General features: G+C 58.5%; 23 protein-coding genes. 9 read left to right on the top strand and 14 right to left on the bottom strand.

Features of this window, described 5'->3' with window-relative positions:
* Positions 1-242 precede the first annotated feature (242 nt).
* From msrQ to BMS17_RS16550, 6 genes are all read right to left on the bottom strand, one after another.
* A complete protein-coding gene (gene msrQ, locus BMS17_RS16575) occupies positions 243-863 on the bottom strand; it encodes a protein-methionine-sulfoxide reductase heme-binding subunit MsrQ (protein ID WP_046028455.1) in 621 nt (206 codons plus the stop codon).
* The gene (gene msrP, locus BMS17_RS16570; RefSeq protein WP_046028456.1) at positions 863-1,876 is read right to left on the bottom strand and encodes a protein-methionine-sulfoxide reductase catalytic subunit MsrP; all 1,014 of its coding nucleotides are present in this window, start codon (positions 1,874-1,876) and stop codon (positions 863-865) included. Before msrP ends, msrQ begins: the two co-directional genes overlap by 1 nt.
* Positions 1,877-1,939: 63 nt before the next feature.
* Positions 1,940-2,797 (bottom strand): CDP-diacylglycerol--serine O-phosphatidyltransferase, encoded by an 858-nt coding sequence (gene pssA, locus BMS17_RS16565; RefSeq protein WP_007948646.1) that lies wholly within the window; start codon positions 2,795-2,797, stop codon positions 1,940-1,942.
* A 146-nt stretch (positions 2,798-2,943) separates the two neighbouring features.
* Entirely contained in the window at positions 2,944-3,960 is a 1,017-nt protein-coding gene (ilvC, locus tag BMS17_RS16560) for a ketol-acid reductoisomerase (protein ID WP_007948647.1), read from the bottom strand.
* Positions 3,961-4,008: 48 nt separating this feature from the next.
* The gene (ilvN, locus tag BMS17_RS16555; protein ID WP_003176102.1) at positions 4,009-4,500 is read right to left on the bottom strand and encodes an acetolactate synthase small subunit; all 492 of its coding nucleotides are present in this window, start codon (positions 4,498-4,500) and stop codon (positions 4,009-4,011) included.
* A gap of 2 nt (positions 4,501-4,502) precedes the next feature.
* On the bottom strand, positions 4,503-6,227 hold the full coding sequence (locus tag BMS17_RS16550; RefSeq protein ID WP_046028860.1) for an acetolactate synthase 3 large subunit: 1,725 nt from the start codon (positions 6,225-6,227) through the stop codon (positions 4,503-4,505).
* Positions 6,228-6,627: 400 nt separating this feature from the next.
* Between BMS17_RS16550 and BMS17_RS16545 the strand changes: the two genes are divergently transcribed.
* Positions 6,628-7,044: a DUF4124 domain-containing protein gene (locus BMS17_RS16545; RefSeq protein WP_046028460.1), complete on the top strand. Its 417-nt coding sequence runs from the start codon at positions 6,628-6,630 to the stop codon at positions 7,042-7,044.
* A 122-nt stretch (positions 7,045-7,166) separates the two neighbouring features.
* Here the strand turns inward: BMS17_RS16545 and BMS17_RS16540 are convergent, their stop codons facing one another.
* From BMS17_RS16540 to mrcB, 3 genes are read right to left on the bottom strand one after another with little or no spacing between them, the layout of a single operon-like run.
* A complete protein-coding gene (locus BMS17_RS16540; RefSeq protein ID WP_046028462.1) occupies positions 7,167-7,502 on the bottom strand; it encodes a YqcC family protein in 336 nt (111 codons plus the stop codon).
* The gene (locus BMS17_RS16535) at positions 7,502-8,242 is read right to left on the bottom strand and encodes a tetratricopeptide repeat protein (protein WP_046028464.1); all 741 of its coding nucleotides are present in this window, start codon (positions 8,240-8,242) and stop codon (positions 7,502-7,504) included. The genes BMS17_RS16540 and BMS17_RS16535 overlap by 1 nt, the downstream gene beginning before the upstream one ends.
* A 16-nt stretch (positions 8,243-8,258) precedes the next feature.
* On the bottom strand, positions 8,259-10,583 hold the full coding sequence (gene mrcB / locus BMS17_RS16530; protein WP_046028466.1) for a penicillin-binding protein 1B: 2,325 nt from the start codon (positions 10,581-10,583) through the stop codon (positions 8,259-8,261).
* Positions 10,584-10,701: 118 nt separating this feature from the next.
* On the opposite strand from mrcB, the gene BMS17_RS16525 reads away from it, so the two are divergent.
* From BMS17_RS16525 to BMS17_RS16515, 3 genes are all read left to right on the top strand, one after another.
* A complete protein-coding gene (locus BMS17_RS16525) occupies positions 10,702-12,258 on the top strand; it encodes a bifunctional aminoglycoside phosphotransferase/ATP-binding protein (RefSeq protein WP_077431258.1) in 1,557 nt (518 codons plus the stop codon).
* A 90-nt stretch (positions 12,259-12,348) separates the two neighbouring features.
* On the top strand, positions 12,349-12,693 hold the full coding sequence (locus BMS17_RS16520; RefSeq protein WP_046028469.1) for a pentapeptide repeat-containing protein: 345 nt from the start codon (positions 12,349-12,351) through the stop codon (positions 12,691-12,693).
* A 243-nt stretch (positions 12,694-12,936) separates the two neighbouring features.
* On the top strand, positions 12,937-13,209 hold the full coding sequence (locus tag BMS17_RS16515) for a TfoX/Sxy family protein (RefSeq protein WP_007948654.1): 273 nt from the start codon (positions 12,937-12,939) through the stop codon (positions 13,207-13,209).
* A 251-nt stretch (positions 13,210-13,460) separates the two neighbouring features.
* Here the strand turns inward: BMS17_RS16515 and BMS17_RS16510 are convergent, their stop codons facing one another.
* Genes BMS17_RS16510 through BMS17_RS16500 form a run of 3 tightly spaced genes read right to left on the bottom strand, consistent with a single transcriptional unit; the run spans position 13,461 to position 16,134 of the window.
* Entirely contained in the window at positions 13,461-14,228 is a 768-nt protein-coding gene (locus BMS17_RS16510) for a heme ABC transporter ATP-binding protein (protein ID WP_077431257.1), read from the bottom strand.
* Complete coding sequence (locus tag BMS17_RS16505; RefSeq protein ID WP_175649034.1) at positions 14,228-15,211, bottom strand: iron ABC transporter permease; 984 nt, start codon at positions 15,209-15,211, stop codon at positions 14,228-14,230. The genes BMS17_RS16510 and BMS17_RS16505 overlap by 1 nt, the downstream gene beginning before the upstream one ends.
* Positions 15,212-15,261: 50 nt before the next feature.
* Complete coding sequence (locus tag BMS17_RS16500; RefSeq protein WP_046028473.1) at positions 15,262-16,134, bottom strand: hemin ABC transporter substrate-binding protein; 873 nt, start codon at positions 16,132-16,134, stop codon at positions 15,262-15,264.
* 165 nt (positions 16,135-16,299) lie between these two features.
* On the opposite strand from BMS17_RS16500, the gene BMS17_RS16495 reads away from it, so the two are divergent.
* The gene (locus BMS17_RS16495; RefSeq protein ID WP_046028476.1) at positions 16,300-16,617 is read left to right on the top strand and encodes a Rieske (2Fe-2S) protein; all 318 of its coding nucleotides are present in this window, start codon (positions 16,300-16,302) and stop codon (positions 16,615-16,617) included.
* Here the strand turns inward: BMS17_RS16495 and sfsA are convergent.
* Positions 16,614-17,327, bottom strand: coding sequence for a DNA/RNA nuclease SfsA (sfsA, locus tag BMS17_RS16490; protein ID WP_046028488.1), 714 nt, complete (start codon positions 17,325-17,327; stop codon positions 16,614-16,616). The two genes, BMS17_RS16495 and sfsA, sit on opposite strands and share 4 nt — an antisense overlap.
* A complete protein-coding gene (locus tag BMS17_RS16485; RefSeq protein ID WP_046028490.1) occupies positions 17,327-18,499 on the bottom strand; it encodes a pyridoxal phosphate-dependent aminotransferase in 1,173 nt (390 codons plus the stop codon). Before BMS17_RS16485 ends, sfsA begins: the two co-directional genes overlap by 1 nt.
* Before the next feature lie 335 nt (positions 18,500-18,834).
* On the opposite strand from BMS17_RS16485, the gene dksA reads away from it, so the two are divergent.
* From dksA to BMS17_RS16470, 4 genes are all read left to right on the top strand, one after another.
* The gene (dksA, locus tag BMS17_RS16480; RefSeq protein WP_046028491.1) at positions 18,835-19,278 is read left to right on the top strand and encodes an RNA polymerase-binding protein DksA; all 444 of its coding nucleotides are present in this window, start codon (positions 18,835-18,837) and stop codon (positions 19,276-19,278) included.
* A 201-nt stretch (positions 19,279-19,479) separates the two neighbouring features.
* On the top strand, positions 19,480-20,376 hold the full coding sequence (gene gluQRS, locus BMS17_RS16475; RefSeq protein WP_046028494.1) for a tRNA glutamyl-Q(34) synthetase GluQRS: 897 nt from the start codon (positions 19,480-19,482) through the stop codon (positions 20,374-20,376).
* 77 nt (positions 20,377-20,453) lie between these two features.
* On the top strand, positions 20,454-20,630 hold the full coding sequence (locus BMS17_RS29915; RefSeq protein ID WP_003176118.1) for a hypothetical protein: 177 nt from the start codon (positions 20,454-20,456) through the stop codon (positions 20,628-20,630).
* On the top strand, positions 20,614-23,568 hold the full coding sequence (locus BMS17_RS16470) for a sensor histidine kinase (protein ID WP_175648970.1): 2,955 nt from the start codon (positions 20,614-20,616) through the stop codon (positions 23,566-23,568). Before BMS17_RS29915 ends, BMS17_RS16470 begins: the two co-directional genes overlap by 17 nt.
* Positions 23,569-23,583 lie beyond the last annotated feature (15 nt).

Genomic DNA, 23,583 nt, shown 5'->3' with positions numbered 1-23,583 from the left:
CTTGGAAATCTTTAACAACTTCAACCACTTGCGCTTCCGATCACTCGGTAGCGGGAGGCGAATTCTACAGCGTTACACGCTGCTGTCAACACCTCTTTTTCAACTCCTTTCGGACTTCGATGAACTGAAGCCACTCACTGCCGAAAACTGCGTAACTCTTTGTTTACCAAGGAGTTTTCCGTTTCGACTGCGCCGGAAGTGGGGCGAATTATAGACATCCTGAATCTGCCGTCAACACTTAATTACACCTTTCGTGCAGACGGTACCTTTTTAGCCACAAACCGCGGGATTCGCCGGGCAACTGCTGGCACACGCAGCACTAACAGCAACGCCCCTATCGAGGCGTATACCGTCCACTCCTTCAGATCAGCACGCACGATCCACAACATATGCAGCAACCCAAGCCCGAGAATCACATAGACGAGCCGATGCAGCTTCTTCCAGCGTGCGCCCAAACGCCGCTGACTGTAACGATTAGATGTCACCGCCAACGCCAGCAAACACAGAAACGCCAGCGTACCGACGATAATGTATGGCCGCTTGCGCAACTCAACACCCAGCTGCGACCAGTCAAATCCTAGAATGAACGCCGTATAGCCACTCAAATGCAGAACCACATAAGCAAAGCACCACAACCCCAACTGCCTTCGCACAGCCACCCACCCTGCCCACCCGGTGAGTTTTTGCAGGGGCGTCATACTGAGCGTAATGAGTAGCAAAACAAGCGTGCCCAACCCAAGCCGATCAACCAGAATTTTGCCTGGGTCCGGGCCCAACACATCCGTCCAGGCCTGATACAGCCAAAGCAGCGGCCACACCGCTGCCACTATAAAAACGCCAAGACGCCAAACCGGAAAACGCATCAGTAGTTCTTCCGCAAATCGAGCCCTGTATAAAGAGAGGCGACTTCATCCGCGTAGCCGTTGAACATCTGTGTGTCGCGCACATTGGGCTTGAACAAACCACTGGGCAAACGGCGCTCCCGCGCCTGAGTCCAACGCGGATGATCAACCGCAGGATTCACATTCGCGTAGAAACCATACTCATCCGCTGCAATGCTCTGCCATGTTGTTTTCGGCTGCTCGCTGACCAGACTGATACGCACAATGGATTTGATGCTTTTGAATCCATACTTCCAGGGCACCACCAAACGCAACGGCGCTCCATTCTGATTGGGCAACTCACGCCCATACATGCCGACCGCAAGAATCGCCAACGGGTTCATCGCCTCATCCAGACGCAACCCTTCTACATAGGGCCAGTCGATCAAGGCAAAGCCGGAACGCTGCCCCGGCATACTCTTGGGATCCTCCAGGGTTTCGAAGCGAATGTACTTAGCCTTGGAGGTTGGCTCCACTTGCTTGAGTAATGCCGAAATGGGAAAACCAATCCACGGAATGACCATCGACCAAGCCTCTACGCAGCGAAGACGGTAGATGCGCTCTTCCAACTGATAAGGCTTCATGAAGTCTTCCAGCGCATAGCGTCCAGGCTTGCCCACTTCGCCATCCACTACAACGCTCCACGGCTCGGTCTTCAGTGCGCCGGCATTGGCAGCCGGGTCACCTTTATCAGTGCCGAACTCGTAGAAGTTGTTGTAATGGGTCGCGTCCTTGAAGGGCGTAATCGACTCATCCTTGACGTTGACTGCCCCCCATTTGGTAGAGGGAAGCTTTTCGGTAAACCAGGTAGGTGCCTTGCCAGGCTCGACGTCTGCATAACGAGCAACATCTTCGGCCGACGCCCAACGAGGCAGGCTGCTTATCGCCAAGCCCGCAACGGCAGCACCAAGAACTTTTCGACGGGATAGATAGAAGGCTTCAGATGTGACGTCCGACTCATGGCAGTCAGACGCTTTGGGGACTTTGATCAGCATGACAACTCCGCAGCTTTGGAGGACAGATGCACCCATAGACTGCGGAGTATGAGGGAAATTACATCACTCGGCGTTTTTGTGCCGACGAAGACGCAACAAGTACTGCACCGGACCGGAGGCCGCGTAAGCAAGGAAAACCAGCAGCAGGATGCGTGGTGGATCGCTGAAGACCACAGCAAACACCAACACCACCGCCAGGATCGCCACAAAAGGCACGCGCCCTTTCAAGTCGAGTTCCTTGAAGCTGTTGTACTTGATATTGCTGACCATCAGCATACCGGCAGCAGCCACCATCAGCGCAACCAGGAAGGACATCTTGGAACCCTGGATGCCGTAGTCGCTGAACGCCCAGACAATCCCGGCAACCACACCCGCCGCCGCCGGGCTGGCCAGACCGATGAAGTAGCGTTTATCCGCAGTGCCGACTTGGGTGTTGAAGCGCGCCAAACGCAAAGCCGCACCCGCCACATAGATGAAGGCAACCATCCAGCCGACCTTGCCCATATCACCCAAGGCCCAGCCAAACGCCAATAATGCCGGCGCGACGCCAAAGGCGACCATATCTGACAGTGAGTCGTACTCGGCACCAAATGCGCTCTGGGTATTGGTCATCCGGGCCACACGACCATCGAGACCATCAAGCACCATCGCGACAAAAATTGCGATCGCCGCAAAAGCAAAGTACTTGCTCGCATTGACCGAATCACCGGCGCTCAACGCGGCCTGGGCGCTCATCGAGTTGATGATGGAATAGAACCCTGCGAACAGGTTCGCAGTGGTGAACAGGTTCGGCAGAAGATAGATACCACGATGCCGGACTTTACGGCCTTCAGCGTCATGCCCTTCTTCGATGTGCTCATCGATGGGCAGCAGGCTTTCGGCGTCAGAAGCCTGGTTTGGCTCTTCGGGGCGTTCGCTCATGGACATTACCTTGCAACAGGGTGGAAAGTTTTCGACAGGTGTCTGGGGCGACGGTTCGGCCACAAACGATGCAGCTTTATACCAGAACCGGCGAACTCAAACGAAAAAACGCGGCCTAGGCCGCGTTTTCCGTACAAGCGCGTGACTTAGTTTTTAGCTTTGTCGACGATCTTGTTGGCACCGATCCACGGCATCATGGAGCGCAGTTGCTCGCCGATGATCTCGATACCGTGAGCGGCGTTGTTACGACGCTTGGCGGTCATCGAAGGGTAGCCGGTTGCGCCTTCGCTGATGAACATTTTGGCGTATTCGCCATCCTGAATACGTTTCAGGGCGTTGCGCATGGCCTGACGGGATTCGGCGTTGATTACTTCCGGGCCGGTCACGTACTCGCCGTATTCGGCGTTGTTGGAGATCGAGTAGTTCATGTTGGCGATACCGCCTTCGTACATGAGGTCAACGATCAGCTTCAGTTCGTGCAGGCATTCGAAGTAGGCCATTTCCGGCGCATAGCCAGCTTCAACCAGGGTTTCGAAACCGGCTTTGACCAGTTCAACGGTACCGCCGCACAGAACGGCTTGTTCGCCGAACAGGTCGGTTTCAGTCTCGTCCTTGAAGGTGGTTTCGATGATGCCGGTACGACCACCACCAACGCCAGCAGCGTAGGACAGTGCAACGTTTTTGGCGTTGCCCGAGGCGTCCTGGTAGATAGCGATCAGGTCAGGGATACCGCCGCCCTTCACGAACTCGGAACGTACGGTGTGGCCCGGAGCCTTCGGCGCGATCATGATCACGTCGAGGTCAGCGCGCGGAACAACCTGGTTGTAGTGAATCGCGAAGCCGTGGGAGAAGGCCAGGGTGGCGCCCTTCTTGATGTTCGGCTCGATTTCGTTCTTGTACAGGGCAGACTGGAACTCGTCCGGGGTCAGGATCATGACCAGGTCGGCGGCAGCAACAGCGGAAGCAACGTCAGTCACTTTCAGGCCGTGAGCTTCAGCTTTGGCAACGGTAGCCGAGCCTTTACGCAGACCAACAGTCACGTCAACGCCGGAATCTTTCAGGTTGCACGCTTGAGCGTGGCCCTGGGAGCCGTAACCGATGATGGCAACTTTCTTGCCCTGGATGATGGACAGGTCGCAGTCTTTTTCGTAATAAACTTTCATGAAATTCCCCTATATATCCAGGCCGTTCAGGCCATTCGCTAATTTGGTTTAGATGCTGAGTACTTTGTCGCCGCGAGCAATACCGGTCACGCCGCTACGGACGGTCTCCAGAATCGACGCAGTGCCGATGGACTGAATGAAGCTGTCGAGCTTGTCGCTGGTACCGGTCAATTGAACGGTATACACGCTGGCGCTGACATCGACGATCTGCCCACGGTAAATATCGGTAGTGCGCTTGATCTCGGCGCGCTGGGCGCCGGTGGCCTTGACCTTGACCAGCATCAGTTCGCGCTCGATGTGAGCACTTTCCGACAGGTCGACCAGTTTTACCACTTCGATCAGCTTGTTCAGGTTCTTGGTGATCTGCTCGATGACCTCATCGTGACCGACAGTGGTCAGCGTCAGACGCGACAGGGTCGGGTCTTCGGTTGGCGCCACGGTCAGGCTTTCGATGTTGTAGTTGCGCTGCGAGAACAGGCCGACTACGCGAGACAAAGCGCCGGGTTCGTTTTCCAGAAGCAAGGAAATAATGTGCCGCATGATTAAGTACGCTCCGTCTTGCTCAACCACATATCGCGCATGGAGCCGTCTTTGATCTGCATCGGGTAGACGTGCTCGCTGGTGTCGACCGAAACATCGATCACCACCAGGCGATCTTTCATGGCAAACGCCTCTTCCATCTTCGACTTCAAATCTTTCGAATCGGTGATGCGCACGCCAATGTGGCCGTAAGCTTCTGCCAGTTTGACGAAGTCAGGCAACGATTCCATGTAGGAATGAGAATGACGGCTGCCATAGCTCATGTCCTGCCACTGGCGAACCATACCCAGCACACCGTTATTCAGGATCAGGATTTTTACCGGCAAACCATATTGCAGACAGGTCGACAGTTCCTGAATGTTCATCTGGATGCTGCCTTCGCCGGTGACACAGACGACATCGTCTTCCGGGAAGCTCAACTTGATGCCCATGGCTGCCGGAAAACCGAAGCCCATGGTGCCCAGGCCACCGGAGTTGATCCAGCGGTTCGGCTTGTTGAACTTGTAGTACTGCGCAGCAAACATCTGGTGCTGCCCTACGTCCGAAGCGACATAGGCATCGCCATTGGTCACTTCGCACAGGGTTTCGATCACGGTCTGCGGCTTGATCACGCTGCCGTCGCCCTTGTCGTAAGGGAACAGGCCGCGATCACCACGCCACTCGTCAACTTGCTTCCACCAGCTGGCAACGGACTCCTTGTTCGGGGTCTCGCCGATTTCCTTGAGGATCGCGACCATTTCGGTCAGGACGCTCTCGACCGGACCAACGATAGGCACGTCAGCCTTGATGGTCTTGGAAATAGAAGCCGGGTCGATGTCGATGTGAATGATCTTGGCATTCGGGCAGAACTTGGCCGGGCCATTGATCACGCGGTCATCGAAACGAGCGCCGACCGCAAGGATCACGTCAGCATGGTGCATGGCCAGGTTCGCGGTGTAGCTGCCGTGCATGCCGAGCATGCCAATGAACTGACGATCAGTGCCAGGGTAGGCACCCAGCCCCATCAGGGTATTGGTCACTGGCAGGTTGAGCATCTTCGCCAATTCGGTCAGCGGCGCGGAGCCACCACCGAGAATCACGCCGCCGCCTGCGTACATCACAGGACGCTTGGCCGCCAGGAGCATTTCTGCTGCCTTGCGGATTTGCCCGGAGTGACCGCGAACGGCCGGGCTGTAGGAACGCAGCTTGGCTTTTTTCGGGAAGACGTATTCGAACTTCTCGGCCGGATTGGTCATGTCTTTCGGGATATCGACAACGACCGGACCAGGACGACCGGATTGCGCCAGGTAGAAGGCTTTCTTCATGACTTCCGGAATTTCCGACGCGTGCTTGATCATGAAGCTGTGCTTCACGATCGGCCGGGAGATACCGATCATGTCGGTTTCCTGGAACGCATCGGTACCCACCATGGTGCTAGGCACCTGGCCGGAAATAACCACCATCGGAATGGAGTCCATATAAGCCGTGGCGATACCGGTGATGGCATTGGTTGCGCCAGGACCGGAAGTCACCAGTACCACGCCGGCTTTACCGGTGGCACGGGCATAGCCGTCAGCCATATGGGTAGCCGCTTGTTCGTGACGAACCAGGATGTGGGTCACTTCCGGTTCTTTGAACAGGGCATCGTAGACATGAAGAAGAGCACCACCCGGGTACCCGTAAATATATTTGACGCCTTCGTCACGCAAGAAGCGGACGAGCATCTCACCGCCAGATAAAAGCTCCACGTTGTTCACCTCTAAAACGCCAGAATACCGCCCACATAAACAGGGACGGGTCTTAATAGGTTTACTTCTCAGCAGAGCATGAGCGACGGTGGTCGCCGACTACGTCAGCACTGACTGAGCAAGTATTGGGATCGTCCCAAGTGTTGCGGGCTTTTCCCACCCAGCGCGAGGTAACGCGTTGCGGGTGTAACAGGTCGGCGCGGATGTGCGCCTCATGATCTGCCGAGTGGGTCTGCTTCTGGCAGTCCCTCTACAGCGGACTTTGGATTCTTCTGTTTCGTCCCCTGCAAGTCAAGTCGTGTATGTGCTTTATTGAAGTAAGCACATGAGAAAGCAAGAAAAAATCGCTAAACAGCCACTGTGTTAGCTTGGATTGCGCAACTAATGACAAGGAAATGGCATGCGAACGACATTCTTCATGGTCTGCCTGCTGATCAGCCCTTTATGCATGGCGGGTCAGATCTACAAATGGGTCGATGCCCAAGGCGTAACGCACTTTGATTCACAACCGCCCCAAGGACAGGAGGTCACCACCGTGCTGCCGCCCTCCTCTTCTGCCAGCAATCCGCAGACGCTGCCACGCAGCAACGCCATAGGCGATCAACAGGTCATCGACAACAACGTAAAAAAGCAGGTCGCCGAGCAGCAAGCTCAGTTGAAGACATTTTGCATGCAGGCGCGAACGAATCTGGCGCAACTGCAGAACAATCCGCGACTTCGGGAAGATGTGGACGGCGAGATGCGCCGCCTGACCGATCAACAACGTCAGGAGCGCATCAGCGAAACACAGAAACAGATTACGGATAACTGCCAGTAAGTACCTGTAGGAGCAGAGCTTGCTCGCGATGAGGGCGAAACACCCAACAGGCCTGTTGAATGTTGCACCGCTATCGTCGGAACGCCGCCCGGAGCAAGCTCGGCTCCTACAGAGATCGGGTGTTAGCGGGAGGCGGTGATCAGTAGATCGAACTCTTTGAGCAGCACTTGTAGCTGCCGGTCCTTGCCCTGGACATTGCGCCCGGCGAAGACCATTTCGGCCATCTCCTGAATGCCCGAAGCGTTAGGCAGCGGCAAATCCTGTTCGAGGATGATCTTCATGCGAGGCAAGAAAATCCACTGCAGCCACTGCTCAAAATCCAGCGTATCGACCGAAAACGGCTCGACACTGGCAAGCGCTTCAGCGGAGGGTGGGACTTCATCCCACCACCCCTGCACCCGCAATTCACGCTCGATCAGCAGCAACTGCTCGGCAATCTTCGGAAAGCGGGCATCCATCACAGCGAAACCTTGGCCTTCTGGCGGGCCAGCGTAGCGCCGCTGGAATCACCTTGTTTCTCGCGTGCCTGGGCGATCAATTCCCACAGGCTGGCCTGAAGATCCGGACGACCATTGGCGAACGTCAGCCCACGACGAGCGAATTGTTCAGCCTGCGCGGCATCACCTTGAGCCATGCGCACCTGAGCGAGGCGATAAAGCACTTGTGGCTCACGCGGCGCGACACGCTGGGCGCGCTCGAGACTGGACGAAGCACCGTTGAGGTCGCCGCTGGCCTGTTGCTGCTGAGCCGTGGTCAACAGCGCCAGCACCGGGCCATCCAGTTGTTCATCGGCCGACAGGCCACCGGCACTCGCCGAAGGAATCCCGCTCGGCGTCGACGGCATGCTGTAGCTGCCCTGATTGATCGGTGCCGACTGGACCGGCGACGTATCGATCGGCCCCGGAGTAATCGGGCCTGGGGTGATCGGCGAGGTACTGATCGGGGCCGAAGTGACGGCGCCGCCACCCGGGACCATCACCACCACACCGGTGTCGCCCTGCGGAATCGCCTGGGTTTGGGTCTGGGCTTGCACAGGACGCTTCACTGTCGTCTTGCGGAAACCGCCATTCGCCGAGATCCGCTCGCTGTTGGACACAGCCGTACCGGAATCCTCAACCGGAATCGAACCGCGTTGTACGGTGGAGCAACCGCTGAGCAATGCCACGGCGGCAACCGCTGGTATCAACCACTTGTTCACGTGAATCCCTCTTTGCTTAATTCATCCAGCCCTTGACCCAATCCATCACCGTTTCGCCGGAAGCAGGGCTTTCGCCACCGCAAGCTGCACCGGGAGGTGGTTCGCTGCCGCGAATATACGGCATCTGCACGGCGCCCGGGCAGTTGGCATCGGAGCCTTGTCCGGTATGCGAATCGACCCACGCCTGAACAACGTTGTCCGGCTGCGGCATGTCCAGCGGCAATGGATCGGCTTTACGCATGAAGCTGGTCCAGACCTGCAAGGCACCGGTAGCACCGGTGAACGGCGTCTTGCCGTTGTCATCACGACCCAGCCAGACCACCGCCAGCAGGTCCTGACTGAAACCTGCGAACCAACTGTCCCGCGAGTCGTTACTGGTACCGGTCTTGCCGGCCAGGGTCAGGGTCTTTGGCAACACGTTATAAACCGAACTGCCGGTACCTTCACGCATGACTCGCTGCATGGCGCTCTGGATCAGGTAGATAGAAGCCGGATCAAAACGCTGTTCGATCTGGAACGGATAGCGCTTGAGCGGTTCGCCTTCGGCGGTCAATACGCTGCGAATCCCGCGCATCGGCGTGTTGAAACCACCATTGGCCAGCGTCTGGTACATGGTCGCCACTTCAATTGGCGTCATGCCACCGGCCCCCAGCAACATCGACGGGAATGCCGGGAACTCGCGAGTTACCCCCAGGCGCGCCAGGGTCTTGAGGACATTCGGTACACCCACTGCCAATCCGAGACGCGCAGTCGACAGGTTGTAGGAATGCGCCAGCCCCTGATACAGGAACACCGTACCGTGGGAGCGGCGATCATAGTTCTGCGGTTTCCAGACCTGACCGTCCGCGCCCTTGACCGAGAAGGATTCATCCGACAGCCAACTGGTCAGCGTGTACTGGGTAGGCTTCTCAAGCGCCGTCAGATAAACCGCCGGTTTGATCAGTGAGCCGATGGGGCGCACCGCATCCAGCGCACGGTTGAAGCCTGCAAAACTGGCCTGGCGGCTGCCGATCATGGCCTGGACTTCACCGGTTTCCGGGTTGGTCACGACCATGGCCGCTTCGACGTCATCGGAACCCTTGCGACCGGACAGTCGCTTGAAGGTGTCGTTGACGGAAGCTTCGGCTTTCATCTGCAGAATCGGGTCGAAACTGGTGAAGATCCGCAGGCCTTCTTCGGTCAAGTCTTCGTCGCGGTAGTCTTCGCGCAACTGGCGCTTGACCAGGTCGATAAAGCCCGGGAACGAGCTGTCGGCCAGCTTGCCGCGTGTCGTTACACCCAGCGGCATTTTTTTCGCAGCTTCGACCTGCTCGGCGGTGGCGACGCCTTGTTCCTGGAGGACATCGAGCACCAGATTGCGCCGCTCAAGCGCTCGCTCAGGATTGCGACGCGGGTTGTAATAGGACGGCCCCTTGACCATCCCCACCAGCAAGGCAACTTGATGCAGTTTCAATTCGGACAACGGCTGTCCGAAGAAGAACTGACTGGCCAGACCGAAACCGTGCACCGCGCGCTGGCCGTCCTGACCGACGAACACTTCATTGAGGTAAGCCTCAAGAATCTCCGGTTTGTCGTAATGCAGCTCAAGCAACATCGCCATCATGGCTTCGGTGAGTTTACGGGTCAGGCTGCGCTCACTGGTCAGATAGAAGTTCTTGACCAACTGTTGTGTCAGCGTACTGCCGCCCTGGGTCATCTTGCCGCCAGACGTGTTGACCCAGACAGCGCGTGCAATCGACTTGGGTGACACGCCCCAGTGGCTATAGAAATCCCGGTCTTCCACGGCGACCAGGGTCTCCAGCAGATACGGCGGGACCTGATCAATTTTGATCAGGATGCGGTCTTCCAGATTTTTCGGGTAAATACCGCCGATCATCAGCGGTTCAAGGCGCACCACGGAAAGCTTCGAACCGTTGGTCGCCGAGAGTTCAGCAACATAGTCGCCGGAGAAACGCACGCGCACGGGCTGAGGTTTCTCCAGGCCTTCATAGAACTGGAAGCCACGGGTGTTCAGATCGACGGTATTGCCGTTGACCGACGCCGCACCAGGGCCATTGCTCACGCTTTCGCGCCGGTAGCCCAAGGCGTCGAGTTCGGTGAGAAAGTCTTCCTTGCTCAGCTTCTGGCCAGTGAACAGCTCCAGCGGGCGTGCATACACCTTGGCCGGAATGGTCCAGCGTTTGCCGGAGAACTTTTCCTGGACGATAGCGTCGAGGTAAACCGCGAATCCGGCGAGCACCACAAGGCCGACCAGACTGAGTTTAAGGGCCCAGCCCAGCCACGGGTGCAGGCCCCGGGAAGGTGGTTTTTTTGGAGTGCGGGGGGATCGAGTACGAGTCATGGCGGCGGATTATACGCACTTTATTAATACTCAACAGGAGCCCTCCGAGGTTTGCGTCAGGCGGACTTGCGGCCATAATGGCGGCCTTGAATTTTTCCCAGACTCTGAAGGATCGCCTGTGAGCCAGTCCCTGATTGCTGCCCTGCAAAACCCGACCCTCTACCCGCACCCGGTAGACGGTTTCCAGGTCATCGAGACCCATATTTCCTGGGTCATCCTCACAGGCCCCTTTGCTTATAAAGTGAAGAAACCCGTGAATTTCGGTTTCCTCGACTTCACCAGCCTGGATGCACGTGAGCATTTCTGCGGTGAAGAACTGCGCCTCAACCAGCGCCTGACCGACGACTTGTACCTGCAAGTGTTGCCGATCACTGGCAGCGCCGAAGCACCGCAGTTCGGTGGCGACGGCCCTGTAGTCGATTTCGCGCTGAAAATGCGTCAGTTCCCACAAAGCCAATTGCTCAGCACCCTGCAGGCGAATGGCGAACTGACTACCGCCCACATCGACGAGATGGCCGCGCAGATTGCTCAATTCCACCTCAACGCACCGAAAGTGCCTGCCGAACACGAAGCCGGCACCCCCGACAGCGTTATGGCACCCGTACGCCAGAACTTCGAACAGATCCGTCCATTCCTCAGCGACAAGGCCGACCTGGTACAACTGGACGCCCTGCAAGCCTGGGCCGAAAGCAGCTTCGAACGCCTCAAGCCGCTGTTCGCCCAGCGCAAGGCCGAAGGTTTCATTCGTGAATGCCACGGTGATATCCACCTCGGCAACGCGACAGTAATCGATGGCAAGGTCGTGATCTTCGACTGCATCGAGTTCAACGAACCGTTCCGCTTCACCGACGTTTATGCCGACACCGGTTTCCTGGCGATGGACCTGGAAGACCGTGGCTTGAAATGCCTCGCGCGCCGTTTCGTCAGCCAGTACCTGGAGCTGACCGGCGACTACCAGGGCCTTGAGCTGCTGAACTTCTATAAAGCCTATCGCGCACTGGTTCGCGCCAAGGTGAGCCTGTTCAGCATGCCGGCCGAAGCCGACCCGGTACAACGCGCCACGACCCTGCGCCAATACCGCAACTACGCCAACCTCGCGGAAAGCTACAGCACCATTCCCTCGCGTTTCATGGCCATCACCCACGGCGTGTCCGCTGTCGGCAAGAGCCACGTAGCAATGCGCCTGGTAGAAGCGTTGGGCGCCATTCGTCTTCGCTCGGATGTAGAGCGCAAACGTCTGTTCGGCGAACAAACCGTCGCGAACGACCCGCAGGCCGGCATTTATAGCGCCGACGCCAGCGCCACCACCTACAGCCGTCTTCACGAGATTGCCGCGGTCATCTTGCGCGCCGGTTTTCCGGTGGTGATCGATGCCACTTACCTCAAGCACGACCAGCGCGAAAACGCGGCAAAAGTCGCCGAAGCCACTGGGGCTCCGTTCCTGATCCTTGATTGCCATGCACCGCAAGCCGTGATCGAGAGTTGGTTGGCCCTGCGCCAGGCAGACAAAAAGGATCCGTCTGACGCCAACCTGACCGTTATCGCAGCCCAGCAAGCCAATCGCGAACCGCTGACGCCAGCAGAGATTCTGTACAGCAAACGCGTTCAGACCAATGAAAGCGGGACGCTCGACACGGTCGTCGCGCAAATTCGTCAACGCATGCCAGGTCTGTAAAAACTATTTCAGCCGTGAGGCCTCCGCTGGCTTCACGGCTGCCAAATAGTGGCACTATACTGGCGTCATAAAACCATCAGGTGATGCGACATGAGCCAGCCCAAACTTCTCGACACCCCGCTGTATGCCTTGCTGCACAAAGATGACATCGCAGGCTTCAACGCCGAACGCGCCAACTACGGAACTGTCGACATGGTCGGTGGCGATTTCCGAGGCCTGGACTTGCGCGAGCTGAACGCTGATGGTGTCGACTTCACCGATGCCTATTTTCGCTCCGCCGATTTGCGCGGCATCGATTTTCGTAACGCCTCACTGGAAGGTGCCAGCCTGGCACATGCTCAAATCTCCGGTGCCTACTTCCCGCCAGAGCTGAGTGCAGACGAGATTCTTATGTCGATGAACTTCGGCACTCGCCTGCGTTATCGCACCCGCTAAAAACGACGCTCTACCCAACAAATCCAGCGCCCCCGCTTTGCGCTGGATGCCGTGTGGACTGCCCCAGGTTCGACTTCCGACACCCGCCCCCACTGCATTCGCAATGCTTTTTACTCAATGACTGGTGTCTTCCTCTTAGAAGCTTTTGCGTCGAAAACGACCAAACAATCACGCTTTTCCTACTGATGGCTACACTCCTGATAGGCTCGCCCACGCACCGTTCGGCCGTCGCAAGGAGGCTTGATGAATGATGAACTGCAACACCTGAAGAATCTTGGCAAGACGTCAGCACAGTGGCTGCATGCCGTGGGCATCCACAGTGCGTCGGACTTGCGTCGCCTCGGGGCGGTGGATGCTTATCGGGCCGTGCGTACGCGCGGTTTTCGGGCGTCCAAGGTGTTGTTGTATGCGATCGAAGGCGCACTGATGGACGTGCATTGGAATGACATTCCCGCCGAGCGCAAAGAAGCCTTGAACAAACAGCTGGAGGCGATTTCCTCGCGCCACAAGGCTTGAAATCATTGGCTTTGAACCGAATTGACGAGGCATCTCAAAGAAACTGAAAAACAGCGGTTGACATGGTAATGAGAATCGCTATGATTACCACCAACTGGTCGCGAGACTGGTCGATATTTGAACAGCCCTTGGTTCGGACTCTCAGATATCTCCTCATCAGGCTAATCACGGTTATTTGACCCGGCTCTTGCCGGGTCTTTTTTTGCCTGTGAAAAACCGGCACCAGAGGCATGTTCAACCCGATATATTTTTCAGCGGGCGATGATCAGCGGATGCCCGCGCTCCGGGTGCTGCTGCACCAACACTTCCAGCCCGAACACTGCTTTGAGCGACTCAGGCTTCAAGACGTGCTGCGGCGTATCCAGCGCAACCGGGCGCCCGCCTTCAAGCAGCAACAGACGATCACAGTAACGCGCCGCCAGATTCAGATCATGCAGGATGACCAGCACCGCCGCGCCGTGATCGGCAAACTCGCGCACCGCTTGTAAGGTGGTGTGTTGATGCAGCGGGTCGAGCATCGATGTCGGCTCATCGAGCAGCAGCGTCTGGCCCACCTCACCCGGCCAGAGCTGCGCCAGCACCCGCGCCAGATGCACGCGCTGACGCTCGCCGCCGGACAAAGCCAGATAGCTGCGACCACTCAGGTGCCCGGCATCAGCGGCGCGCAGGGCGCAGGCAACGATCTCGTCATCGCGCACTCGACCGCTTTGATGGGGCAAACGCCCCATACCCACGACTTCTTCAACACGAAAGGCAAAGTCCAGCGTCGACACCTGCGGCAGTACCGCCAGCCGCTGTGCTCGCAGCGGTGCGGCCCAGTGATTCAATTCGCGATCATCGAGCCAGACACTGCCTTGGTCGGCGTGCAACTCCCCGCACAAGGCACCGAGCAAGGTACTTTTGCCGGCGCCATTAGGGCCGAGCACACCAAGCACTTCACCTGGCCGAAGTTCGAGCGTGATGTCCGTCAGTACAGTCTTGCTGCCCCGACGGATTTGCAGGTTTTGCGTGCGCAACATCAGGCGCGACTCCGGAGCAGTAAAAACAGAAAAAACGGCGCACCGATAAAGGCCGTGACGATACCGATCGGCAGTTCGGCGGGCGCCAGGGCCAGGCGCGCCACCAGATCGGCGAACAGCAGAAGACTGGCACCGGCGAGCACCGAGGCAGGCAGCAACACCCGATGATCAGGACCGGCCAGCAAGCGCACGAGGTGCGGCACCACCAGGCCGACAAACCCGATCATCCCCGCCGCCGCCACCGCCGCGCCGACACCCAACGCGGTACAGAACACCAATTCGCGCTTGAGCCCTTCAACGTTGATGCCCAAATGGCCGGCCTCCGACTCCCCCAGCAACAATGCATTCAAGGCTTTGGCTCGACGCGGCAGCCAGAGCGCCACGCCCGTGCTCACCAGCAGCAATGGCCAGAGACGCGCGTAACTGGCGCCGTTAAGGCTGCCCAGATTCCAGAACGTCAGCGTACGCAGGGTCGCGTCGTCCGCCAGGTAGGTGAACAACCCCACCGCCGAGCCCGCCAGAGCGGTCAAGGCGATACCGGCCAGCAACATGGTTGCGACGTTGGTCTGACCGTTGCGTCGACCGAGCCGATACACCAGTGCTGTCACACCCAACCCACCGAGAAACGCACACACCGACAACAGGTAAGGCCCGAACGACTCAGGCAGGCCGCCAAACATCGACCCGCCCACAATCGCGATGGCCGCACCCAATGCGGCGCCGCTGGACACCCCCACCAATCCCGGATCGGCCAACGGGTTACGAAACAGGCCCTGCATGGCCACACCGGAGAGCGCCAGCACGCCCCCCACCGCCAACCCCAGCAAGGTTCGCGGCAGACGGATCTGCCCCACGATCAATTCCGCTTGCTCGAGGCCTTGCGGTGCAATCGGCAATCCGGCCAGGCGCAGCACAGCGTGCGCGGTATCGAGCAACGGCAAGCTGACCGGCCCCAGCGCCAATGACAGCCAGATCGCCAGCAAACACAAAAGGCTCAGGCCAATAAACAACGCACGAGGTTTAATCAGGAGAGTCATTGGCCGACGGTGCCTGGGAAGAACCCGTCAGAGAGTTCTTTCAGGCTTTCCGGCAGCCGTGGCCCCAACCCGCCTACCAACAACGTAGGATCCAGCTCCATGACTCGACCGTCCTTCGCCGCACGGGTCGAGGACAGCATCGGGTTTTCCTTGAACAGCGCGGCCCGCGCCGCATCACCGGTCAGTGCCCGGTCAGCAAACACCAGCACCTCCGGGTCCAGGCTGACCAGCGACTCGACAGAAAAAGGTTTGTAACCAGTATGCGTTGCCAAGTTGTGGCCGCCGGCCTGTCGCAGTATCCAATCGGCCGCGGTGTCCTTGCCTGCGATGAGCGGCTTGCCGCCTGCATGACCGAGCAACACCAACACGCCCGGTGATTTTTTCGTCAGCTGCACCTTGGTCACCCGGACTTTTTGTTGTTCAAGTTGCTCCTGATAACGCAGGAACGCCTGCGCAGCCTGGTCTTCAGCCCCAAGCAACTGGCCCAGGTGCTGCAAGTTACCCTGCAATGTCGGCAAATCCGGCTGCGCCGAGAACAATTCGACCTGTACCCCGGCATTACGAATCTGCGACAACACGGGCGGCGGACCCATTTCTTCGGTGCCGATCAGTATCTGCGGGCGTAAGCTCAAGATACCCTCCGCCGACAACTGCCGCTGATAGCCAATGCTTGGCAGCGACTTGAGGCTTTCAGGATGCTGACTGGTAGTGTCGACGCCGACCAGCTTCGATTCGCCCCCCAGCGCGCTCACCCACTCGGACAATGAGCCACCGGCACTGACCCAACGTTGTGGCAACTCGGCCGCTGCGCCGTGGTGGCTGACGAGAAGTCCGACACAGAGCGCAGCAACGCGGGTACTCAGGCGCATAAACAGCTTCCTTTAAAGTTTTCCCAGGCATCGAGATGGCAGGCCAAGTATTCTCGGCCACTGGCACCTGCGCCCGACGGGCAAGGCGGCCATTTGATAATTGTTTGCATTTGAACGTCAAGCTCGGACATATCTGGTCACGAGACGCAGGACTTGAGGATAGACATGAAGTTTCTTTGCACCGGCGCCGAATTGGCTGACGCCAGCAGTCGCGGTTTCGACATCGACGGCCAGAAGCTCTTCGCCGTACGCCGGGCTGGCCAGGTCTACGTCTACATCAATCGCTGCCCGCACCGCGGCGTTGGCCTGGAGTGGACGCCAGACAGCTTTCTCGACCCCAGCAACAGCCTGATCCAGTGCGCCACCCACGGCGCACTGTTTCTGATTGAAGACGGCGAGTGCGTTTCCGGCCCCTGCGCGGGCCAATCATTGACCACCGTGCCCTGCCTCGAAGACGCGCAAGGCATCTGGGTCAGCCTTTAGCCGTTGAGCAGCACGTCCAGACGCCGATCGACCACCATCTCTTCATGGGTCAACCGCACACCATAGGCCAGCACCTCGACCCCGCACGCGACCGCCTCACGCAAGGCCACCGCGTAGGCCGAATCGATTTCCTCTGCTGGACGTACCGCGTCGATGCCGGTCAGGTTGACGCAATACAACTGAACCGCGCGAATCCCGTCCCGGGCCAGATGCGCCAATTCACGCAAATGCTTGGCCCCGCGCTGGGTAACGGCGTCGGGAAACGCAGCTACCGATGAGCCGTCAAAACCCAGGGTGACGCTTTTGACTTCTATATAAGCAGGACCGCCGGGGTAATCGAGGCGGAAATCGATTCGGCTTCTTTCCTGACCGTAGGCGACTTCGCGCTTCAGTTCGGTAAAACCGTTCAACTCGCTGATGACACCGCCGCGCAGCGCCTCTTCGATCAAACCATTGGCTCGCCCGGTGTTAACGCAAAACAGGCGCCCTTGCGGGGTTTCGCCAACCTCCCAGGTACCGGGCAACTTGCGCTTCGGGTCATTGGAGCGGCTGAACCAGACCTGCCCGCCTTCGACCTGGCAATTGAGCATCGAGCCCGTATTGGGACAATGAATGGTCAGCAACTCGCCGCTAACGGTTTCGATATCGGCAAGAAAACGCTTGTAACGGCGGATAAGTCGCCCTTTTTCGAGGGGAGGATGAAAACGCATCAGCCTTGCCAGCTCTTCAATCCGCGAGCGATCCGCTCGACCGCTTCTTCCAGGCGCGGCAGGCTTTGGGTGTAGGCAAAACGCACATGGTGCCCAGCCTGATATCGCCCGAAATCCAACCCCGGGGTAAATGCCACATGCTCGGTTTCGAGGAAGTGCCGGCAGAACGCGAAGGCATCTCCGCCGAAATTGCTGATATCTGCATACAAATAGAACGCACCCTCAGGCTCCACGGCAATGCCGAATCCCAATTCACGCAGGGCCGGCAGCAGGAAATCGCGACGACGACCAAACTCAGCGCGACGCTCTTCGAGAATGCTGATGGTCGCCGGTTCAAAGCAAGCCAGAGCGGCATACTGGGCCATGCTCGGCGCGCTGATATAGAGATTTTGCGCGAGTTTTTCCAGCTCGCCGACTGCCGCTTCCGGCGCCACCAGCCAGCCGAGCCGCCAACCGGTCATGCCGAAGTACTTGGAAAAACTGTTCAGCACAAAGGCGTTGTCATCGACTTCCAGCACGCTGGCCGCATCGGTGCCATAGGTCAGGCCGTGATAGATCTCGTCCACCACCAGATGACCATGGCGAACCTTGATCGCCTGCGATAACCCCGCCAGCTCGTCACGGGTCAGGATCGTCCCGGTCGGGTTGGCCGGGGACGCTACCAATGCGCCGACACTGTCGTGGTCCCAATGACGCGCCACTAGATCAGGGGTCAGTTGATAACGCACCTCAGGACCTACTGGAACAAGCTGCGCCGCGCCTTCCACCAATCTCAGGAAGTGGCGATTGCACGGGTAGCCGGGGTCCGCCAGCAGCCAGTGCTTGCCCGGGTCCACCAGCAAGGCGCTGGCCAGCAACAAAGCACCCGAACCGCCGGGGGTGATGAGGATTCGTTGAGGGTCGATGTTCAACCCATACCGCTGCTGATAGAAACCGGAGATGGCGTCTCGCAGCTCGGGAATGCCCCGTGCGGCGGTGTAACGGGTCTTCCCCGCCGTCAACGCGGCCTGGCCGGCCTGAATGATCGGTTCGGCGGTGGTGAAGTCCGGCTCGCCGATTTCCAGGTGGATCACGTCGTGACCGGCGGCTTGCAGCTCATTGGCCCGTGCCAGCAACGCCATGACGTGAAAAGGTTCGATCGCGCGACTGCGGGCACTGTAGGACTGAGCCATTAGCCTTCCTTCAACAGAGAAAAAAATCAATTCTACCCAAGCACAGGAACGAGCGAGAACCTAAAGCGGTCACAACCGTTAATAAGCCCGGCCACAAACGACCCAAACGAGTACCTCAAGTTTGACTAAAATCAATATTTGATCAGGTCTCCAGCACCACCAGACAAGGCTTTGCAATGATTTGCAAGGCCTGCGGACCACTACCTCGACATCCGGGAGTAGCGCGGTCCGATTTGATCTGGTAAGTTCGCCCGCTTGCAGCCGCGGGGCCGGCAGGTGTCGGTGATGGAGCAATCCTGCGCAGATGGATTACAAGAGTAGAGGCGGTCTATTTCATGTCCACCCAAGCAAAGCAACAACCGAGCCCGACGATCAGCGGCTTCGAACCCTACAAAGAAGTGAAGGGCGAGGAGTACATGGGCAAGCCCATGCGCGCGCACTTCACCAAGGTCCTGAACAAGTGGAAACAGGATTTGATGCAGGAAGTCGACCGCACGGTTGATCACATGAAGGACGAGGCAGCCAACTTCCCGGATCCGGCAGACCGTGCCAGCCAGGAAGAAGAGTTCGCCCTCGAACTGCGCGCCCGCGACCGCGAGCGCAAGTTGATCAAGAAGATCGACAAAACCCTTCAGTTGATTGAAGACGAAGAATATGGCTGGTGCGAGTCCTGCGGCGTCGAAATTGGCGTCAAGCGACTGGAAGCCCGCCCTACCGCCGACATGTGCGTTGACTGCAAGACCCTGGCGGAAATCAAGGAAAAGCAAGTCGGCAAGTAACATCGACTTGAACGAAAAACGGAGCGTGCGAACGCTCCGTTTTTGTTTCTGGTATTTGATGATACCTGCTGTCTTTAAAATCGCCATCGCGAGCAAGCTCGGCTCCTACAAAGGCTGGCGTGACTTCCTGCAGGAGCCGAGCTTGCTCGCGATGACGGCTTCAAGCCATGCTCAATACGACCAGACAACGTAACCGCCCTCATGACTGCCATCACCTCTTCCGCTTACATCGGGCGCTTCGCCCCTACCCCCAGCGGCCACCTGCATTTCGGTTCGCTGGTCGCCGCACTCGCTTCATACCTCGACGCCCGCTCGGTGGGGGGCCGCTGGCTGATGCGCATGGAAGACCTTGACCCGCCACGGGAAGAACCCGGCGCTCAAGCGGCGATCCTCAATGCCCTGGAAAGCTATGGCTTTGAATGGGACGGCGAGATGGTCCGCCAGAGTGAACGGCACGACACCTACGCCGAAGTGCTCAATAGCCTGTTCAACCATGGCCTGGCTTACGCCTGTACCTGCTCGCGAAAACAGCTGGAGCCTTATCACGGGATTTATCCGGGCCTGTGCCGCAATGCCGGCCATGGCACCGAAGACGCCGCGATTCGCCTGCGCGTCCCCGAACTGGAATACCACTTCACCGACCGCGTCCAGGGCGAATACCGTCAGCACCTGGGTCGCGAGGTGGGCGATTTTGTGATTCGCCGCCGCGACGGGCTGTATGCCTATCAACTGGCCGTCGTCCTGGATGACGCCTGGCAAGGCATCACCGATATCGTGCGGGGTGCCGACCTGCTGGACTCCACGCCGCGCCAGCTCTATCTGCAAGAACTGCTCGGCCTGCGCCAACCGCGTTATCTGCACATCCCGCTGATTACCCAGCCCGATGGCAACAAACTCGGCAAATCCTACCGATCGCCGCCGTTGGCCGAAAATCAGGCGACACCTTTGTTGTTGCGTGCCTTACGCGCACTCGGGCAAAAACCCGGTACCGAACTGGCTTACGCCACCCCACGGGAAGTGTTGGACTGGGGCATTGCCCACTGGGATGCGTCGCTGATCCCGCGCACACTGAACCTGCCCGAGGCGCAACTGCAGTGATCGCACTTGCAGTGGCGCGCCCATCCGTTACCATCGCCGCACGTTTTCGGGCACACGCATAAAAAAGAGAGGCCGGGATGTACATCTATCGCTTGGTCCTGCTCCTGGTAGTGGGGATTTATCTGTTCTCCCCGGCCATCATGGATTGGTGGATCGACGCCACTGGCGCCTGGTATCGCCCTTATTTGCTCTGGCTGATCCTGATCGTTGTGACCTTCATCCTGCAGAGCCAAAAAGATGCCGATGAGCTTTAGCCTGACCCAGATGATCCTGATCAGCGCCGCGTACCTGGCGGTGCTGTTCGGCGTAGCCTGGGTCAGTGAACGGGGCATGATCCCCCGGGCGATCATTCGCCACCCGCTGACGTACACCCTGTCGCTGGGCGTCTACGCCAGCGCCTGGGCTTTTTACGGCACGGTCGGCCTGGCCTACCAGTACGGTTACGGCTTTCTGTCCAGCTACCTGGGGGTATCCGGCGCATTTCTGCTGGCGCCGGTGTTGCTGTACCCAATCCTGAAAATCACTCGCACTTATCAGTTGTCGTCCCTGGCCGACCTGTTCGCGTTCCGTTTCCGTAGCACCTGGGCCGGCGCGCTGACGACGATTTTCATGCTGATCGGCGTCCTGCCGTTATTGGCGTTGCAGATTCAGGCCGTGGCCGACTCCATCGGCATCCTTACTCGCGAACCGGTTCAACATCGCGTGGCCCTGAGTTTCTGCGCCCTGATTACGCTGTTTACGATTTTCTTCGGCTCGCGCCACATCGCCACCCGAGAAAAACATGAAGGCCTGGTGTTCGCGATTGCCTTCGAATCGGTCATCAAACTGATCGCCATTGGCGGCGTCGGCCTGTATGCGCTGTACGGCGTGTTCGACGGCCCGCAACAGCTTGAACTGTGGCTGCTGCAAAACCAGACCGCCCTCGCCGCCTTGCACACCCCGCTGCAAGAAGGTCCGTGGCGCACGCTGCTGCTGGTGTTTTTTGCTTCGGCAATCGTGATGCCGCACATGTATCACATGACGTTTACCGAAAACCTCAACCCGCGCTCGCTGGTCAGTGCCAGCTGGGGTTTGCCGCTGTTTCTGCTGCTGATGAGCCTGGCGGTGCCGCTGATTCTCTGGGCCGGGCTGAAACTCGGCGCCACGACTAATCCTGAGTATTTCACTCTTGGCATCGGCATCGCCGCCAACAGCAAAGCCTTGGCGCTGCTGGCGTATGTCGGCGGTTTGTCGGCAGCGAGCGGCCTGATCATCGTCACCACCCTGGCGCTGTCCGGGATGGCACTGAACCACCTGGTGCTGCCGCTCTATCAACCACCGGCCGAAGGCAATATCTACCGCTGGCTGAAGTGGACTCGTCGGGCGCTGATCGTCGCAATTATCATGGCCGGCTACGGTTTCTACCTGCTGCTGGGCGTGGAGCAGGATCTGGCCAATCTCGGCATCGTCGCGTTTGTCGCCACATTGCAGTTCTTGCCAGGCGTTCTCTCGGTTCTGTACTGGCCGACCGCCAACCGCCGGGGCTTCATTGCCGGTTTGCTGGCAGGGATTCTGGTGTGGCTGGTGACCATGCTGTTGCCACTGGTGGGCAACCTGCAGGGCTTCTACATTCCCCTGCTGAACATGATCTACGTGCTGGACGACACCAGCTGGCACATGGCGGCCATCGCGTCGTTGGCAGCCAACGTGCTGATGTTCACCCTGATCTCGCTGTTTACCAACGCCAGCCCCGAAGAGGCCAGCGCCGCCGAAGCCTGCGCCGTGGACAATGTGCGTCGCCCGCAACGTCGCGAACTGCACGCCGCGTCACCCCAGGAATTCGCCACGCAGCTGGCAAAACCCTTGGGCGCCAAAGCTGCTCAGAAAGAAGTCGAACAGGCGCTGCGCGATCTCTATCTGCCGTTCGACGAGCGCCGGCCTTACGCCTTGCGCCGTTTGCGTGATCGTATCGAAGCCAACCTGTCCGGCTTGATGGGCCCCAGCGTTGCCCAAGACATGGTCGAGACGTTCCTGCCTTATAAGGCGGGTGGCGAGAACTACGTCACCGAGGACATTCACTTCATCGAAAGTCGCCTTGAGGATTACCACTCACGGCTGACCGGCCTGGCCGCCGAACTCGATGCCCTGCGCCGCTATCACCGCCAGACCCTGCAAGAACTGCCGATGGGCGTTTGCTCGCTGGCCAAGGATCAGGAAATCCTCATGTGGAACAAAGCCATGGAGGAACTGACGGGTATTGCCGCGCAGCGTGTGGTCGGTTCGCGCCTGAGCACCATTGCCGATCCGTGGAAAGAACTGCTGCAAGGCTTCATCAACCTGCCCGACGAGCATTTGCACAAGCAGCACCTGGCCCTTGATGGCCAGACTCGCTGGCTGAACCTGCACAAAGCGGCGATCGATGAACCGCTGGCGCCGGGTAACAGCGGTTTGGTGTTGCTGGTGGAAGACTTGACCGAAACCCAGATGCTCGAAGACAAGCTGGTGCATTCCGAGCGCCTGGCCAGCATCGGCCGACTCGCGGCAGGTGTGGCCCATGAAATCGGCAACCCGATTACCGGCATTGCGTGCCTGGCGCAGAACCTGCGCGAAGAGCGCGAAGACGATGGCGAGCTGAAGGAAATCAGCGGGCAGATCCTCGAACAGACCAAACGCGTCTCACGCATCGTTCAATCGCTGATGAGCTTCGCCCACGCCGGCAGTCACCAGCACAGCGACGAACCCGTCTGTCTGGCCGAAGTGGCTCAAGATGCCATCGGCCTGCTGGCCTTGAACCGACGCAATTTCGAAGTACAGTTCTATAATCTGTGCGACCCCGATCACTGGGTCGAAGGCGATCCGCAGCGACTCGCCCAAGTACTCATCAATCTGCTCTCAAACGCCCGCGACGCCTCGCCTGCGGGTAGCGCCGTGCGGGTTAAAAGCGAAGCCGGCGAACACACGGTCGACCTGATCGTGGAAGACGAAGGCAGCGGTATTCCGAAGAACATCATGGACCGATTGTTCGAACCTTTCTTCACCACCAAGGATCCTGGCGAAGGCACCGGTCTGGGCCTTGCACTGGTCTATTCCATCGTTGAAGAGCATTATGGACAAATCACCATCGACAGCCCGGCTGATGTTCAAAGCCAACGCGGCACCCGTATCAGGGTGACCTTGCCGCGTCATGTCGAAGCGACGTCCGCTGTGAACTGAGACCGTCGAGAGTAT

The sequence above is a fragment of the Pseudomonas sp. C9 genome (assembly GCF_002000165.1).
In the GTDB taxonomy this organism is placed as follows: domain Bacteria; phylum Pseudomonadota; class Gammaproteobacteria; order Pseudomonadales; family Pseudomonadaceae; genus Aquipseudomonas.
Note: the sequence above shows the minus strand (reverse complement) of the source record. Positions and strands in the feature narration are given on the sequence as shown.

Excerpts from the sequence above, each read along its gene's own strand:
- msrQ (WP_046028455.1), bottom strand. The coding sequence starts at position 863 with ATGCGTTTTCCGGTTTGGCGTCTTGGCGTTTTTATAGTGGCAGCGGTG.
- msrP (WP_046028456.1), bottom strand. The coding sequence starts at position 1,876 with ATGCTGATCAAAGTCCCCAAAGCGTCTGACTGCCATGAGTCGGACGTC.
- pssA (WP_007948646.1), bottom strand. The coding sequence starts at position 2,797 with ATGAGCGAACGCCCCGAAGAGCCAAACCAGGCTTCTGACGCCGAAAGC.
- ilvC (WP_007948647.1), bottom strand. The coding sequence starts at position 3,960 with ATGAAAGTTTATTACGAAAAAGACTGCGACCTGTCCATCATCCAGGGC.
- ilvN (WP_003176102.1), bottom strand. The coding sequence starts at position 4,500 with ATGCGGCACATTATTTCCTTGCTTCTGGAAAACGAACCCGGCGCTTTG.
- BMS17_RS16545 (WP_046028460.1), top strand. The coding sequence starts at position 6,628 with ATGCGAACGACATTCTTCATGGTCTGCCTGCTGATCAGCCCTTTATGC.
- BMS17_RS16540 (WP_046028462.1), bottom strand. The coding sequence starts at position 7,502 with ATGGATGCCCGCTTTCCGAAGATTGCCGAGCAGTTGCTGCTGATCGAG.
- mrcB (WP_046028466.1), bottom strand. The coding sequence starts at position 10,583 with ATGACTCGTACTCGATCCCCCCGCACTCCAAAAAAACCACCTTCCCGG.
- BMS17_RS16520 (WP_046028469.1), top strand. The coding sequence starts at position 12,349 with ATGAGCCAGCCCAAACTTCTCGACACCCCGCTGTATGCCTTGCTGCAC.
- BMS17_RS16515 (WP_007948654.1), top strand. The coding sequence starts at position 12,937 with ATGAATGATGAACTGCAACACCTGAAGAATCTTGGCAAGACGTCAGCA.
- BMS17_RS16510 (WP_077431257.1), bottom strand. The coding sequence starts at position 14,228 with ATGTTGCGCACGCAAAACCTGCAAATCCGTCGGGGCAGCAAGACTGTA.
- BMS17_RS16500 (WP_046028473.1), bottom strand. The coding sequence starts at position 16,134 with ATGCGCCTGAGTACCCGCGTTGCTGCGCTCTGTGTCGGACTTCTCGTC.
- BMS17_RS16495 (WP_046028476.1), top strand. The coding sequence starts at position 16,300 with ATGAAGTTTCTTTGCACCGGCGCCGAATTGGCTGACGCCAGCAGTCGC.
- sfsA (WP_046028488.1), bottom strand. The coding sequence starts at position 17,327 with ATGCGTTTTCATCCTCCCCTCGAAAAAGGGCGACTTATCCGCCGTTAC.
- BMS17_RS16485 (WP_046028490.1), bottom strand. The coding sequence starts at position 18,499 with ATGGCTCAGTCCTACAGTGCCCGCAGTCGCGCGATCGAACCTTTTCAC.
- dksA (WP_046028491.1), top strand. The coding sequence starts at position 18,835 with ATGTCCACCCAAGCAAAGCAACAACCGAGCCCGACGATCAGCGGCTTC.
- gluQRS (WP_046028494.1), top strand. The coding sequence starts at position 19,480 with ATGACTGCCATCACCTCTTCCGCTTACATCGGGCGCTTCGCCCCTACC.
- BMS17_RS29915 (WP_003176118.1), top strand. The coding sequence starts at position 20,454 with ATGTACATCTATCGCTTGGTCCTGCTCCTGGTAGTGGGGATTTATCTG.
- BMS17_RS16470 (WP_175648970.1), top strand. The coding sequence starts at position 20,614 with ATGCCGATGAGCTTTAGCCTGACCCAGATGATCCTGATCAGCGCCGCG.